The sequence below is a fragment of the Plantibacter sp. MMLR14_011 genome, assembly GCF_001865025.1.
Lineage (GTDB): Bacteria > Actinomycetota > Actinomycetes > Actinomycetales > Microbacteriaceae > Plantibacter > Plantibacter flavus_A.
In genome coordinates, this window is record NZ_MJGW01000072.1 from 157835 (window position 1) to 172273 (window position 14439).

Below are 14439 nucleotides of genomic sequence, written 5' to 3' on the forward strand. Positions count from 1 at the left end.
CGCGGTCGGGTCACCGGCTGCACGCCGGCTGTGCGGCCGCTCGGAAGCTTCCGACGATGAACGGGCAGGTCAGCCGATGCGTTGCTGCGCGCGAGCCCTCGCCCAGCGCTCCGCCTCCGCGAGCGCCTCCCGGGTGAGCTCGCCCTCGGGCGCCTCGTGGTCGTCCACGACCGCGCGGACGGTGTCGAGGATGCCGAGGTATCCCAGCCGACCCGCGTGGAAGGCCGCAACGGCCTCCTCGTTCGCGGCGTTGAACACGGCCGGATAGGTGCGACCCTGTCCGCCCACGAGTTTGGCCAGTCGCACGGCGGGGAAGGCCTCGTGATCGAGGGGCTCGAACGTCCACTGCTGGGGCGAGGTCCAATCGAGCGGGACGCCGACGCCTCCGACCCGGTTGGGCCAGTCGAGCCCGAGGGAGATGGGGAGCCGCATGTCGGGCGGCGAGGCCTGGGCGATGGTGGAACCGTCGATGAACTCGACCATCGAGTGGACGATCGACTGCGGGTGGACCGTCACCTCGATGCGGTCGTACGGGACGTCGAACAGCAGGTGCGCCTCGATCACCTCGAGCCCCTTGTTGACGAGGGTCGCCGAGTTCGTCGTGACGACGAGACCCATGTCCCAGGTGGGGTGGGCGAGCGCCTCAGCCGGCGTGACGCCGACGAGCGATGCACGGTCCCGTCCGCGGAACGGTCCTCCCGAGGCGGTCAGGACGAGCCGCCGCACCTCGGTCGCGGTGCCGGAACGGAGGGCCTGGGCGATCGCGGAATGCTCGGAGTCGACGGGCACGATCTGGCCGGGTGCCGCGATCCGCCGCACGAGGTCGCCACCGACGATGAGCGACTCCTTGTTCGCGAGCGCGAGCGTCCGGCCCGTCTCGAGCGCCGCGAGGGTCGGGCCGAGCCCGATGGAGCCCGTGATGCCGTTCAGCACCACATCGGCGTCGACACTGCGGATGAGCCGCTCGGCGTCGGCCGCGCCCAGGGCCGTGTCGTCGACGTGGAAGGCGGCGGCCTGCTCTGCGAGGAGCTCGGCGTTCGAGCCGGCCGTCAGGCCGACGACCTCGAAGCGGTCGCGGTCACCCCGGATGACGTCGAGTGCCTGCGTGCCGATCGAGCCGGTTGATCCGAGGATGATGACGCGTCTCACGGCGGTCAGTCTACGTCGGCGACCGAGTCGGCCGCTCAGCCCGCGGCGGGAGCCGTGGTGCTGCTCGCATCGAGGATGTCGATGACGAACACGATGGTGTCGTCGGCCTCGATACCCGCCTGGCTGTTGCCGCCACTCGGTCCGTACCCGAGGTCGGGCGGGATGACGGCGACGACCTGCGAACCGATGTGCTGGCCGGCGATGGCGCTCGAGAAGCCCTTCACCACGGCGGACAGCTGGAAGTTGGTCGGCCCGTTGCCCCAGCTCTCGTCGAAGACCTCGCCGGTCCGCCAGTTCACACCCTGGTAGTTGATGATGACCTCGGCGTCGGGCTGCACCACTGCGCCGTCGCCCTGCTTGAGCACCGCGACCTGGAGATCGGCCGGAGCGGGCTCCTCGGGGATGGTGACCGTGGGTCGTCCGGCGGTGTCGAGCTCGACCGCCGGCATCCCGGCGACGGGCTCCTGCGGGACGCCGTCCGCCTTGGCGTCGCTGTGCACCGTGCTGAGGACGTCGGCCACGACGACGAGCGGCTGGTCGGCTTGGACCGTGCCGTCGCTCGACCCCGCGGAACCGAACCCGTCGCCCGCCGTGACGAAGGCCGCGACGCGGGATCCGACTGTCGTGCACTCGACGGCTCGCACGAGGCCCTTCAGGTACTTCTGATCGTTGACGACGATCGCCGTGGCCGGGCTGGCGCCGTAGGCGGTCTGCGCGACGATCGAACCGGTCACGGCGTTGTAGATGGACATCTCGACGAACGTCGTGTCGCCGGGATCGACCCGCTCGCCGTCGCCCTTCGCCACGATCGTGCGTTCTGTGGTGTCTGCGGAGAGCGTGCCCTTGGCGAAGGTGACCTCCGGGATTGAGCCGAAGTCCCCGCTCACGCTGATCGCCTTGGACGCCTTGCCGGCGCTCGTGTCGGCGCACTCCCCCGGGCTGGCCAGCGCTTGCGACTGCGACGTCGCCGAACTGCACGCGGTCAGCGACACGAGGGACGCGATGACGGCCAGAAGGCAGAGGCTCTTGCGCACAGGGGAACTTTCGGTCGTTGCTGAGGGGTCGGTCCAGTCTCACCCACCAGGCTCCATGCTGGCTGACAGCGCGCCGAACATCCTCGGTGCACCGGCGCGCGTCAGTATGCCGGGTCGCGCATGCGTCGGCGGGTACAGTCGTGCGCATGGCCGATGAGGAGCAGACGCAGCGACGCGCCCAGGAACCTTCCGACCAGGCCACCGTCGAGCCGTCGACGGACGACACGGTGGCCACGCCCTCGAAACCCGGTGTCGTCTACTACTTCGGACGAGCCGTCCTGAACACGACGGCGAAGCTGCTCTACCGCCCCAAGATCATCGGCCGGAAGAACGTCCCGAAGCGTGGGCCGGTCATCCTGGCGAGCAACCACCTCTCGTTCATCGACAGCATCGCGATCCCCATCAGCGCCCCACGCCGGGTGCAGTTCCTGGCGAAGTCCGACTACTTCACCGGACGCGGCCTGAAGGGCTGGGTCTCGCGCACGTTCTTCACCTCGATCGGCGCTGTCGGGGTCGAACGTGGTGTCGGGCAGGCAGCGCAGGAAGCCCTCGACCAGGGACGCCGGATCCTCGAGAGCGGGGAGGCCTTCGCCATCTACCCCGAGGGCACCCGGTCGCTCGACGGACGGTTGTACCGCGGCAGGACCGGTGTCGCCTGGCTGGCACTCACCACGGGTGCGAGGGTCGTCCCGGTCGGCCTCATCGGCACCGACGACCTCATGCCGGTGGGCACGACGATCCCGAAGTTCAAACCGGTCACGGTGATCTTCGGTGAACCCATCGACGTGAGCCACCATGGACCGGCGACCTCAGGACGCGCCAGACGCAAGGCGACGGACGAGATCATGGCGGCGATCCACGCCCTCACCGGCCAGGAGCTCGCGAACGCCTACAACGAGTCGCCGCCCGCCGACACCGTCGAGCGCATCAAGCGCGCCTTCCGCCCCGAGCGGCTCTGAGCCGCGGCATCGTCCCGTTCCTCAGGCGGTCGCCGCGACCACGATCGTCGGCTCATGACGGACCGGGAAGTTCACCGAATTGGCGATGAAGCACAGCTCGTTCGCGCGGGCGTGCCCGGCTCGCGCCGCCTCGACCATCGATGCATCAGCGACCGTGACCTGCGGACGCAGGACCACCTCCGTGAACGCACCGCTCCCCGCGCCGTCCTCGACCATGGTCCCGACGGCGTCGTCCGTGTAGGCCGTCACCACGACACCGAGGGTCACGGCGACGTGCAGGTAGGACAGCAGATGGCACTGCGCGAGGGCCGCCAGGAGCAGCTCCTCAGGGTTCCACCGACCTGCGTCGCCGCGGAACGGTTTGTCGGCCGAGCCCTCGAGGTCGTGCTTCCCGGCGGCCGTCACCGTGAGCTCCCGGGAGTAGTCCCGGTACCCGCTCGTGCCCGTCCCGAGGTCTCCGTCCCAGCGGACGCCGATGGTGTAGTCGTGGTGGCCCGTGATCATGCCACCAGTATCCCACTGGCCTCTCCACCGCGGCCCGCGTTCGCGGCCCCGCTGTCGGGAGGTCGCGCTACGCTGGAGGACTATGACTGACACGCTCGACACCACGGACCAGACGACCGCCTCCGCCCCCAGCGTGACGCAGGAGCGTCGCATCGTGACGGCCGTCCCGGGCCCGCGCTCACAGGCGCTGCACGCCCGCCGGACCGCAGTCGTGTCCGATGGCGTGTCGAGTGTCCTCCCGGTGTACATCGAGCGCGCGCACGGCGCCATCGTCGTCGACGTCGACGGCAACCAGTTCATCGACCTCGGTGCCGGCATCGGCGTCACCACCATCGGCCACACGGAGTCCTCCGTGGTCGACGCCGTCCAGGACCAGGCGGCCGACGTCCTGCACACCCTGTTCACGATCACCCCCTACGAGGAGTACGTGCGCGTCGCGGAGCTCCTCGCCGAGCACACCCCGGGCGACTTCGCGAAGAAGTCGGTGCTCGTGAACTCGGGCGCCGAGGCGGTCGAGAACGGCGTGAAGATCGCCCGCAAGTACACCGGTCGGCGGGCTGTCGCGGTGCTCGACCACGGCTACCACGGTCGCACCAACCTGACCATGGCGATGAACTACAAGGCCGCCCCGTACGCGACCGGCTACGGCCCGTTCGCCGGCGACGTCTACCACGCCCCCAACTCCTACCCATACCACGACGGCCTGTCCGGAGCGGCGGCTGCTGCCCGCACCATCGCCTACCTCGAGAAGCGCATCGGCGCCACCGACCTCGCGTGCCTGGTGGTCGAGCCGATCCAGGGCGAGGGCGGCTTCGTTGTCCCCGCGGAGGGCTACCTCCCCGCGCTCCAGGAGTGGTGCACGGCCAACGGCGTCGTGTTCATCGCCGACGAGATCCAGAGCGGTATGGCGCGCACCGGCGAGTACTTCGCGAGCTCGCACTTCGGCCTCGTCCCCGACCTCGTGCTGAGCGCGAAGGGCATCGCCGGCGGTCTGCCGCTCGCGGCGGTCACGGGGCGTGCCGAGATCATGGACGCGAGCCAGCCCGGCGGCCTCGGCGGCACCTTCGGTGGCAACCCCGTCGCGTGTGCCGCGTCGGTCGCGGTCTTCGAGTCGATCGAGTCCCGTGGCCTGCTGGCCGAAGCGGATCGCATCGGCGCCACCCTGACGGCGGCGCTGCTCGAACTCCAGGGCAAGTACGACATCATCGGCGACGTCCGCGGCATCGGTGCGATGATCGCGATGGAACTCGTCCAGCCGGGTACCGCCTCGACGACGAAGGAGCCCAACCCGGCCGCCGTCAGCGCCATCGCCGCAGCCGCCGCGCAGCAGGGCGTGCTCGTCCTCACCGCCGGCACCTACGGCAACGTCCTCCGCTTCCTCCCGAGCCTCGCGGTCTCCGACGAGCTCATCGCCGACGCGATGACGGTCATCGATCAGGCGCTCGCAGCACTGTGAGCACGGCGGTCCCCCAGACCTTCGGTGTCTCGGACGCGGTGGAGTTGGCCGTCGTCGAGCGCAGCGGCTTCATCGAGTCACGACACGCCGGGTCGGCGATCGTCCTCGGGCCGGAGGGCGAAGTGCTCGCGAGTCTCGGAGCACCGGACGCACCCGTCTTCCCCCGTTCGTGCCTCAAGCCCTTCCAGGCCATCACGATCATGAACGCCGGGGTGTCCCTCGAGGGCGCTCAGGCCGTGCTCGCCACCGCGAGCCATGCGGGGACCCGGAAGCACGTCCAGGTCGTCCGCAGCATGCTCGGCCGGGCCCGGATCGAAGACTCGGCGTTGCAGTGCCCGGCCGATTGGCCCGGTGATCGCGTATCCCGCGACGAGCTGGTCCGGGACGGCCTCGGCACGAGCCCCCTGTACATGAACTGCTCCGGGAAGCACGCGGCCATGCTGCTCGCCTGCGCGCAGAACGGGTGGGACCAGGCGACGTACCTCGAGCCCGACCACCCGTTGCAGCTCGCCGTCCGCGACACCGTCGAGCGCTTCACCGGCGAGAAGCCCGCCGCCAGCGGGGTCGACGGCTGCGGGGCGCCGGTCTACGCGATCTCCCTGACCGGACTCGCACGCGGCATCGGACGCGTCGTCAACTCCTCCCCCACCTCGCCGTTCGCCCTGTACCGGAATGCCGGCCTGCTCACAGCGGCGGTGCTCGCCAACGGCTGGGCACTCGACGGACCGGGGCGGGCGAACACGCTCGTCATCGAGCGCCTCGGCCTGTTCGCGAAGCTCGGGGCGGAAGGCGTGATGGTCATGTCGGCACCCGGCGGCGCGACCGTCGCGCTGAAGGTCCTCGACGGCTCGCTCCGGGCCTCGACGATCGTCGCCCTCCGGCTGCTCGTCTCGGTCGGAGCGCTCGATGCGGCCGCCGTCGACGCCCTCGAACCGGAACTCGACCTGGCCATCCACGGTGGAGCCGCCGTCGTCGGGCGGATCGCCGTCACCGCGGTCTGACCACCCGGCCGACAGCCTCGGTGCCTTCGGGTCAGGAACCGAGCAGGTCCACACGCATCGCCTCCTGTCCGGCTCGCCACCACCAGGCACGGCCGCTCGCGTAGCCGAGGAGCGGTGGGAGTTCACGGCTCCTGGTCACCTGTCGGAAGTCGGCGGCGGAGCAGCCGTGGACCACCAGGTCGGCACCGGCGGTGCTCGGCGGAAGGTCTCGCCCGACGACCAACCGGCCCGACAGCCACGTCTCGGGGTCGACGAGGACGACGATCGCGGCGTCGTCCTCCAGGACGTCGCTCTCGATGCCCGCGACGCCCGCGAGCGGTGCGGACGGGAACAGGTGCGCCGCCGGTTCGATGAGCCGCACGCGTTGCTCCGTACCGGTCGACCGCTGCAGCATCGCCCGGACCGCACCGGTCGCGCGCGTGACGATGACGGTCGCGCGTGCCGGGCTCGGCCGCCAGCGGTGGACCCCGGGCGCCGAGGACGGAGACGCCGGAGACGGTGGAGCGAGCGCGATCTGCACTTCCGCGTCCTGCCAGTGCGCGCGGCCGGCGGGTCGGCGTGGATCGAAGCAGGAGGCGGGTGCGCCGGCGACGAGATGATCCTGCCGATCGGCGAGGCGGAGGACGAGCGTGCTGCTCAGCTGAGCCGAGAACCGGTGGACCACACCGCCGAGCCGGGAGGCGGCGAGGACGACGCTGATCCCGCGGCGGCCGCCGTCTCGAAGCAGGCCCAGCAGTGCGTCGCGGAGGGCGGCGCCGTGCTCGTCCCCGGCGGTGGCGAGGAGCGACTCCACGTCGTCGACGAGGAGGAGGGTGCGCTCGGTCGGGCGGAGCGGATCCGACAGCGCCATGACGGTGTCCCAGGCCTGCTCGGCATCCTGGCCGACGCGCTCCACGCGGAAGCGATCGCACGCGCCGACCTCGAGCGTGTCCAGCAGGGTCGTTCGACCGGAACGTCCGGTGCCGAGCACCAGCAGCGAGCCGTCGTGCTCCGGACACCACACCGCGGGGCGTTGCGCCTGCTCCTCGGGGAGGTCCGCGAGGCCGAACACGATGCCCTCCCCGGGAGGACAGTCGACACCGGTGCTCTCCGAGCCTCCGGCACGTCCCGCCTCGATCGCCGAGACGGCACCCAAGGCCAGGCGTGCCGGCAGGGGGTCGAGCCATGGTCGCCGAGGTGCAGGCGCGTCGCGCCACCGCTCACGCACCGCGAGGACGTCGTCGGACGACGTGACCGCGGATTGGAACACGAGTCGTCGGTCGCCGTTCCAGACGATGCAGCGGCCCGGTGTTCCGGCCGGGATCGCAGCTGCATCGGGCACACCGAGGATCGCGGCGCTGTCGGGGCGCGAGGTGACCCGGAGCGAGAGACGGAGCGTGCAGTTCGCGAGGATGGCATCGGCGGCGACCGCCGCCGGACGCTGACTGCAGAGGATCAGGTGCAGGCCGAGCGATCTCCCGCGGGCCGCGAGGTCTGCGAACACCTGATGGAGGTGCGGGCTGGCGTCGAGCAGCGCCTGGAACTCGTCGACGACGACGACGAGCCGTGCCGGGCGATGCTCCGGCAGAAGCACGGGGTCGAGCAGATGCCGAGCCCCGTGTCCGGCGAGCACACGCTCGCGGTGGCGGAGCTCGGCGCGCAGACTCGACACGACCCGGTCCGCCGCTCCCGGTTCGAGGTCGGTCACCATCCCGACCACGTGCGGCAGGGCTTCCACCGCTTGGAAGGAGGCGCCGCCCTTGCAGTCGACGAGGAGCAGGGAGAGCTCCTGCGGCGAGCACTGCGCGGCGAGAGCCGTGATCCAGGTGATGAGCAGCTCGCTCTTCCCGCTCCCGGTCGTGCCGCCGACCAGCGCATGGGGCCCGTCCGCCCCGAGGTCCAGCAGCTGCACGCCCTCGACGCCGGTGCCGACGGCGACCCGGAGCGCATCCGGCCGCCAGTCGGATCCCGCCGGCGGGCGACGGCCCCGCACCGGATGCACCTGCGCGAAGGCGACGTCGGTCGGCAGACTCGAGAGGGCCGGGGACTCCCCCGTCGTGAGTGCGGCTGCGGTGAGCGCCCCGACGACGTGCTCCGCCTCGGCTTCCGCGAGCAGGGTCGGCGACACCGACACGGACGAGGAGGCGCCGGTCCCGTCGGCGAGGACGGTCTGCCCGTCGGCGCCGAGCACGAGCAGGTGTCGGCAGCGGGTGGGGATGAGCTCGACGGTGTCGGACAGGGCGACGAGCACACCGCCGGTCGGTGGGCGTCCTCCCGAGCGCCCCGCGGCGGCCCCGACCGCTTCCCAACGCTCGACGACCGAGACGAGGGTCGTCGGGTCCGCCGCACCCCCGTCGCGCACCGGCTCCACCGGGTCCGAGACCGCGCGGTGCGGGAGGTCCTCCAGGAATGCCCAGGTGCGGTCGTCGGGAGCCGCGGGGTCCCCGGAGAACTGCGCTGCCTGCGGCGGGAACTGTCGGGCGAGCTGCAGGAGGATGCTGCGGGCCACCGCGCGCGCGAACACCTTGCCACCGACGATGCCGATCCCCTCGACCGCGTCGACCACGACCGGCGCCTCGGACAGCCGTGCCGCCCACGCCCACCGGTCGTCGTCGGCCCCGGCATCCACCCGGACGGCACTCTTCGTCTCCCCTCGCCCGATGCAGACGAGCGTGCGGCGGGCCTCCGGCACCCGCCACCTGGCGCGATCAGGTCCGTCGAGGACGTCGAGGAGCCGACCGGCAGGGTGGAGTGCTCGCAGTTCCTCGCGTTCCTCGGCATGCGCTCGCGCGACGTCCTGTTCCAGCTCCTGCGTCGCAGCGTCGTACGCCGCACGCGCCCGTCGTCCGCGCCGCCGTCTGGTCCAGCGTGCGTCGATGTAGCCGGCGACGGCGATGAGGGGCCCGAGCGCGGCGAAGACGAGGGTCACGGGTGAGCCGGTGATCGCGAACAGGGCGACCGACCCGACGACCGGGGCGAGACTTGCGAGGATCGGGAGCGACCCGGTGGGCGGCTCTGCCGGCGGGCTGGGGGCACGGAGGCGGGCCGACGTCGTCGCGGGCCGGTGCGAGTTGGTCGCGGAGGGCATCACGTCCGAAGGGCTCATGGCTCCAGTGGAGCACCCAGCGGCCCTGACCGGCTGACGGGACGGTCCGACCGGGCGCGAAGCCCGCGCGAGCAGCGGCTGTGGAGCGGGCTCAGGAGGCGGGCTGCTCGACGCTCTCGTCCACGGCCTCGTCGACCGCCGCGATATCGAGCACGATGACCGAGACGTTGTCGCGTCCGCCGTTGTCGAGGGCGGCACGTAGGAGGAGTTCGGCCGCGTCGACCGGCGTGGCCCCCTCCGTCAGGAAGTACCAGATCCCGTGGTCGGTGAGTTCCTTCGTGAGCCCGTCCGAGCAGACGAGCCATCGGGCACCGGTCTCGATCGGGAAGAGCTCGACGTCAGGTACGGGGTCGTCCGACGGACCGACGGCCCGGGTGATCATGTTGCTGTTCGGGTGGAACTCCGCCTCCTCCGGGCTGATCGCCCCTGCGCGGATCAGCTCCTGGACGATCGAGTGGTCCTCGGTGACCTGGACCAGCTCGCCCTCCTGCAGGCGGTACACCCGGGAGTCGCCGATGTTGAAGACCGCGACGCGACCCTCGCCCTCGTCCGCCGTCAACACGACACCGGTGACGGTGGTACCCATGCCGAGTTCGCCCTCCTCCGCGGTGTCGATCATGTCCGCGACGGCCATGCGCAGCGCGTCGACGAGGCCGTCGACGGTGAGGATCTCGGCTCCCTCGGTGGCCTTGGTCAGGCGGTGCGCGACCGCCGCACTCGCGACCTCGCCGGCGGAGTGCCCACCCATGCCGTCGGCCACGGCGAACACGGGAGGGAGCGCCACGAAGGCGTCCTCGTTCAATTCGCGCCGCTTGCCGACATCGGTCATGCCGGCCCACGCGAGTGAGACTCGACGCCCGCCGGGCAGCGTGACGGTCCGTTGCCCGTGCTCGGTCACGTCTGCTCCTCTAATACGGCTGGCGGTGGCTGATGCACCCTCGACGATAGTACGGTACCGGCCGACCGAAGGACCGCCCCACCCGGCTCGGCGGATTCCGTCCGGGGATCGGCGACGACGGATCCGCACGCCGGGATCGGTCGGGCCTGCGGATCCGCTTGCCGCGACCCGTCTGCGCTGTCATGATCGACGCATGACACGAGCGAGCTCCGATGCACCGGCGAAGGCGGCGCCGCCCGACGACACGTCGAAGGCGATCATCGAGCAGCTCCAGACCGACGGACGTCGCTCCTACGCCGAGATCGGGAAGGCCGTCGGGCTCAGTGAGGCCGCCGTACGGCAACGGGTGCAGAAACTCACGGAGTCCGGCGTCATTCAGATCGTCGCGGTGACCGACCCGATGCAGCTGGGCTTCACCCGGCAGGCGATGATCGGTGTCCGTGTGACCGGTGACACGCGAGTGGTCGCGGACCGCCTGTCCGCGTTGTCCGCCGTCGACTACGTCGTCCTGACCGCCGGCTCCTTCGATCTGCTGGTCGAAGTGGTCTGCGAGGACGACGAGGAACTGATCGCGCTGCTGAACGACGAGATCCGCACCGTCGACGGCGTCTCCGGAACCGAGACCTTCGTCTATCTGCGCCTGCACAAGCAGCTCTACGACTGGGGCACCCGCTAGGGGGATTCTCCCGCGCCAGCGCAAGCCGTCCCTCGTATCACGCTCCGCCACCCCCCGACAGAGGTACGCTCGACCCATGCCCGCGAAGCCGACCGGAGAACGGACTCCCTCGTCCGGCCCGTCGACGTCGGGTGACACCGCCTCGGCACCGGGTCGCGCGGACACCGGCCCCACGAGAACGGGCCCGCACGCGGTCGAGGTCCCCCGACGCGTCGGCCGGATGACCGGCTACAGTGCCTTCCCACAGCTGCTCTTCGGCCTCGCGGTCGTCGCGATCCTGTTCGCCACGCTCCTGTTCCAAGGCGTCGACGACAACTCGGTCCTGTTCTACGTCGGCGTGATCCTGGCGTTCATCGCCACGGCACTCGCACCGATCGTGCCCTGGCACCAGGCACCGCGCCTGCTCATCGTGCTTCCCATCCTCGACATCATCGCCATCGCACTCATCCGGCAGGGCGAGCCACTGATCGGTGCGGGCCTCCTCTGGGTCTTCCCGACCATCTGGATGGCGACGGCCTTCGGCCTCGCCGGCGCCGTGACTGCCATCGTGCTCGTGTGCACGTCGAGCTGGTCCACCCTGGCGATGACACCGGGGCAGATCACGATCGCCAACCTGCCGGCGCTCGTCATCCTGCCGACGGTCCTCGCGTTCGTCGCCGTCTCCACCGCGATGACGGCGAAGCGGACGGAGGCGCAGCGCGTGCTGCTGAACAAGCAGGCCGGCCAGCTCGAGACCGCCCTGGGTCGCGCGCAAGACCAGGAGAGCCGCCTCGCGGAGATCCTGAACGCCGTGAACTTCGGCGTCGTCCGCTTCGACCGCATCGGAGCCAGAGCGATGGTGAACCGGTTCCAGACGCGGCTGCAGGACGAGGTCGGCGAGCTGTCCGACGTCAACCCTGCACTCCCGGTGTGGGCCGAGGACGGACTGACCCTCCTCCAGCCGCAGGACAAGCCGTACATCCGCGCACGTCGTGGAGAGGAGTTCGAGAACCTCACGGTCTGGCTCGGCGCCCCCGGCACCGAGCGGATCGCCCTCGCCCTCACCTCCCGCCGCCTCTACGACCACGAAGGCGGATACGACGGCACGGTGCTCGTCTCGCGCAACGTCACGAGCGAGATCAACGCGATCCGCGCCAGGGACGACCTGGTCGCCTCCGTCTCGCACGAACTCCGGACGCCGCTGACGTCCATCCTCGGCTACCTCGACCTCGCCCTCGACGACCCCGGGCTCCCCCCGCGGGTCGCGAAGCAGCTCACGATCGCCCAGACGAACGGCGATCGACTCCTCGAACTCATCGCGGACATCCTCGCCGCCTCGCGCGACGTGAACCGGACCATGGTGCTCGAACGCTCCGAGTGCGAGCTCCGGGAGATCGTCGACCGGTCGGTCGAGTCGTTGGCGCACCTGGCCGCCGAACGGAGCATCAGCATCGTGCGCCACGACGAGGAGGCCGTGCCGCTCTTCGCCGACCCGTTCCGCCTCCGGCAGGTCGTCGACAATCTGCTCTCGAACGGCATCAAGTACAACCGCGACGGCGGGGAGCTGAGCGTCGGCGTCACCGCGGAGGGCGACACCGCCTGGGTCATCGTGCGCGACACCGGCATCGGCATCTCCGAGGAGGATCAGCCGAAGCTTTTCGAGCGGTTCTTCCGCTCCGACCTCGTCCGCAACTCCACGGTGCACGGCAGCGGTCTCGGCCTCGCGATCAGTCGGGACATCGTCCGCTTGCACGGCGGCGACCTCACCGTCCACAGCGTGCTCGGTGAGGGCACGACCGCGGTGGTCCGTATTCCGAGAGGCGGCACCGAATGACCTTCGACAGCGAGACCGTCGCGGTGATCAACGCGCTCGTGATCTTCGTCTGCGGCGCCACGTTCATCGTCAACACCTTCATGCGGAAGGACGACGCGAGCGGGCGGGTGTGGTCCGTGTCCTACATGGCCGGGATGTTCACCAGCTTCTCCTACGTCGTCAGCGCGCTCAGCCAGGAGGCCTGGTGGGCGACCGCCGCCGGGAACGGTGGCTACGTGCTGAGCATCGCCGCCCTGTGGTCCGGCGCACGGCTCTTCAACGGCAAATCGAGTCTGCTCTGGGTCTCGCTCATCGGAACGGCGGTCACGATCGTCGCCGCGCTCGCTGCCGGGCCCTCGGGAGGCCCCTGGGCGGGCGCGCCTGCGACGTTCCTGTGCATCGCCCTGTTCGCGGGCCTCGGCACCGCGGAGACGCTCGTCGGCGCGATGCGGGACAACCCGACCACCCGTGGCTTCACCATCGTGCTCGGCATCGCGTCCCTGTTCTTCGCAGCCCGGCTGATCACACTCCTCGTGGAGGGGCCGGACGGTGCGTTGTTCACGACGCTCTTCGGGACCGTGGCCGCCTCGCTGCTGCTGATCGCGCTCCTGATCGTCGCGACCGTGGTGCTCTCAGTACTGCGTGCGGAGCGGGCCGCGCCGGCGAGCCGACGGCACGGGAGCATCGTCGCGTACACGGGTGACGACGTCCTCCTCCAGGAGTCCTTCGTCCGCATCGTCGAGGACTGGCTGGAGCGGGCCAACTTCCACGACGAGCAGCTCGCGATCCTCCACGTCCGACTCGACGACCTCGATGAGATGACGACGGCGTTCGGAGCGGCGTTCAGCGGCGAGGTCGCCGAGGGGTTCATCTCCTCGGTCCGTCGATACGGTCCGACGCTCTCCGACATCGGCGAGGACGGCGCCGGGTGTCTCCTGATCGCGACCCCCGCGGTGGATGCCGACGTCGCGCTCCAGGCGGCCAAGAGCATCCAGGACGGTCTGCTCGACCACCCCGTCGAGACCACACCGCGCCTGCGCCCGACGGCGAGCATCGGGATCGCGTTGACCGACTACCTCGGATACGACGTCGCCGTCCTCACGCGCGCCGCCGGCGATGCCAGCCTGCGTGCCGCGGCAGCCGGCGGGAACCGCACGGTCCTCGCCTCATCGTCGCCGACGGGCCGCTGACGGCTCCGCGGGACTGCGGTCAGGCGCGCGGGGCGATCGCGATCGTGAGGGTGTCCACCGCAGTCTGCTTCGCATACTCGGCGGACGTCGGCGTCGCCTGCACCAGCAGCTCGTAGGTGATCGTCAAGGTGACGCCGGTCGCCGCGCTGTCCACCTCGGGCAGGACGAACGTCTGGCTGTAGCTGTACGGCGCCTTGATGAGATATCCCGGCGCCACCGTCGACTGGTCGGTGAACGGCGCAGGCGACTCCAGCTGCCCCTTCGGCCCGTGGACCGTCGTGGTCAGCGTCACACGCGACAGGTAGAGCGCCTGGAGGTCGTCGGGGTTGAGCACGCCGCTGAGCGAGAAGCTCACGGGCTTGTTGACGTCGGCGGTCCACGCGTCCATCGACAGGGTGGACCAGTAGTCGACCGTGAGGGTCGCTGCTCCGGCGGTCAGCGTGTGCTTGGCGCTGCCGCTCGCGAGCTCGTTCGTGATGGCGCTGACCGTGGGCCTCGGCGTCTTCGAGGCGCTCGGCGAGGTCGTGGGCTGCGCACCCGGTTCCTCCCAGGGCGGCGTACCGCACGCGCTCAGACCGAGGACGAGCACGGCGGCGGTCGCAGCCTGGAGCACGTGCTGCACGCGCCGGTTCCGGGCCGGGCTGGGGTGGATCGACATGAGACTCCTGACGGGTTTCGGAGGGATGATCGAGTGG

Annotated in this window: 12 protein-coding genes; 6 read left to right on the forward strand and 6 right to left on the reverse strand. The window is 70.7% G+C overall.

The window, feature by feature from the left end; genetic code table 11:
* Positions 1-69 precede the first annotated feature (69 nt).
* Positions 70-1149: a 1-deoxy-D-xylulose-5-phosphate reductoisomerase gene (locus BIU99_RS17405; RefSeq protein WP_071262356.1), complete on the reverse strand. Its 1080-nt coding sequence runs from the start codon at positions 1147-1149 to the stop codon at positions 70-72.
* A 35-nt stretch (positions 1150-1184) separates the two neighbouring features.
* Entirely contained in the window at positions 1185-2183 is a 999-nt protein-coding gene (locus BIU99_RS17410; protein ID WP_071262357.1) for an FKBP-type peptidyl-prolyl cis-trans isomerase, read from the reverse strand.
* A gap of 146 nt (positions 2184-2329) precedes the next feature.
* Here BIU99_RS17410 and BIU99_RS17415 point away from each other — a divergent pair, with 146 nt between their 5' ends.
* Positions 2330-3142: a 1-acyl-sn-glycerol-3-phosphate acyltransferase gene (locus tag BIU99_RS17415; RefSeq protein WP_071262358.1), complete on the forward strand. Its 813-nt coding sequence runs from the start codon at positions 2330-2332 to the stop codon at positions 3140-3142.
* Between the two features lie 21 nt (positions 3143-3163).
* On the opposite strand, the gene BIU99_RS17420 is transcribed toward BIU99_RS17415, so the two are convergent.
* The gene (locus BIU99_RS17420; protein ID WP_139205495.1) at positions 3164-3646 is read right to left on the reverse strand and encodes an OsmC family protein; all 483 of its coding nucleotides are present in this window, start codon (positions 3644-3646) and stop codon (positions 3164-3166) included.
* 82 nt (positions 3647-3728) lie between these two features.
* Here BIU99_RS17420 and gabT point away from each other — a divergent pair, with 82 nt between their 5' ends.
* Both gabT and BIU99_RS17430 read left to right on the forward strand, forming a co-directional pair.
* Entirely contained in the window at positions 3729-5102 is a 1374-nt protein-coding gene (gene gabT / locus BIU99_RS17425; RefSeq protein ID WP_064295330.1) for a 4-aminobutyrate--2-oxoglutarate transaminase, read from the forward strand.
* Positions 5099-6103, forward strand: coding sequence for an asparaginase (locus BIU99_RS17430; protein ID WP_064295329.1), 1005 nt, complete (start codon positions 5099-5101; stop codon positions 6101-6103). The genes gabT and BIU99_RS17430 overlap by 4 nt, the downstream gene beginning before the upstream one ends.
* Before the next feature lie 31 nt (positions 6104-6134).
* Here BIU99_RS17430 and BIU99_RS17435 read toward each other — a convergent pair whose 3' ends face one another.
* Both BIU99_RS17435 and BIU99_RS17440 read right to left on the reverse strand, forming a co-directional pair.
* Positions 6135-9188 (reverse strand): FtsK/SpoIIIE domain-containing protein, encoded by a 3054-nt coding sequence (locus BIU99_RS17435; RefSeq protein ID WP_071262359.1) that lies wholly within the window; start codon positions 9186-9188, stop codon positions 6135-6137.
* Between the two features lie 91 nt (positions 9189-9279).
* The gene (locus BIU99_RS17440; protein ID WP_071262360.1) at positions 9280-10086 is read right to left on the reverse strand and encodes a PP2C family serine/threonine-protein phosphatase; all 807 of its coding nucleotides are present in this window, start codon (positions 10084-10086) and stop codon (positions 9280-9282) included.
* Positions 10087-10279: 193 nt separating this feature from the next.
* Here BIU99_RS17440 and BIU99_RS17445 point away from each other — a divergent pair, with 193 nt between their 5' ends.
* The 3 genes from BIU99_RS17445 to BIU99_RS17455 all read left to right on the forward strand — a co-directional run bounded on the left by BIU99_RS17445 (position 10280) and on the right by BIU99_RS17455 (position 13744).
* Positions 10280-10762, forward strand: a complete 483-nt coding sequence (locus BIU99_RS17445; protein WP_064295326.1) for an Lrp/AsnC family transcriptional regulator — start codon at positions 10280-10282, stop codon at positions 10760-10762.
* Between the two features lie 76 nt (positions 10763-10838).
* Entirely contained in the window at positions 10839-12575 is a 1737-nt protein-coding gene (locus tag BIU99_RS17450) for a cell wall metabolism sensor histidine kinase WalK (protein ID WP_071262361.1), read from the forward strand.
* The gene (locus tag BIU99_RS17455; RefSeq protein ID WP_071262362.1) at positions 12572-13744 is read left to right on the forward strand and encodes a diguanylate cyclase domain-containing protein; all 1173 of its coding nucleotides are present in this window, start codon (positions 12572-12574) and stop codon (positions 13742-13744) included. Before BIU99_RS17450 ends, BIU99_RS17455 begins: the two co-directional genes overlap by 4 nt.
* Before the next feature lie 19 nt (positions 13745-13763).
* Here the strand turns inward: BIU99_RS17455 and BIU99_RS17460 are convergent, their stop codons facing one another.
* Positions 13764-14402 carry a hypothetical protein gene (locus BIU99_RS17460; RefSeq protein ID WP_064295375.1) on the reverse strand — a complete coding sequence of 213 codons (639 nt, stop codon included), beginning with the start codon at positions 14400-14402 and terminating at the stop codon, positions 13764-13766.
* Between the last annotated feature and the right edge of the window lie 37 nt (positions 14403-14439).

Bases quoted from the DNA above. Each gene is read 5' to 3' on its own strand.
- BIU99_RS17445 (WP_064295326.1), top strand. From the start codon at position 10,280: ATGACACGAGCGAGCTCCGATGCACCGGCGAAGGCGGCGCCGCCCGAC.
- BIU99_RS17460 (WP_064295375.1), bottom strand. From the start codon at position 14,402: ATGTCGATCCACCCCAGCCCGGCCCGGAACCGGCGCGTGCAGCACGTG.
- BIU99_RS17450 (WP_071262361.1), top strand. From the start codon at position 10,839: ATGCCCGCGAAGCCGACCGGAGAACGGACTCCCTCGTCCGGCCCGTCG.
- BIU99_RS17415 (WP_071262358.1), top strand. From the start codon at position 2,330: ATGGCCGATGAGGAGCAGACGCAGCGACGCGCCCAGGAACCTTCCGAC.
- BIU99_RS17420 (WP_139205495.1), bottom strand. From the start codon at position 3,646: ATGATCACGGGCCACCACGACTACACCATCGGCGTCCGCTGGGACGGA.
- BIU99_RS17435 (WP_071262359.1), bottom strand. From the start codon at position 9,188: ATGAGCCCTTCGGACGTGATGCCCTCCGCGACCAACTCGCACCGGCCC.
- BIU99_RS17455 (WP_071262362.1), top strand. From the start codon at position 12,572: ATGACCTTCGACAGCGAGACCGTCGCGGTGATCAACGCGCTCGTGATC.
- gabT (WP_064295330.1), top strand. From the start codon at position 3,729: ATGACTGACACGCTCGACACCACGGACCAGACGACCGCCTCCGCCCCC.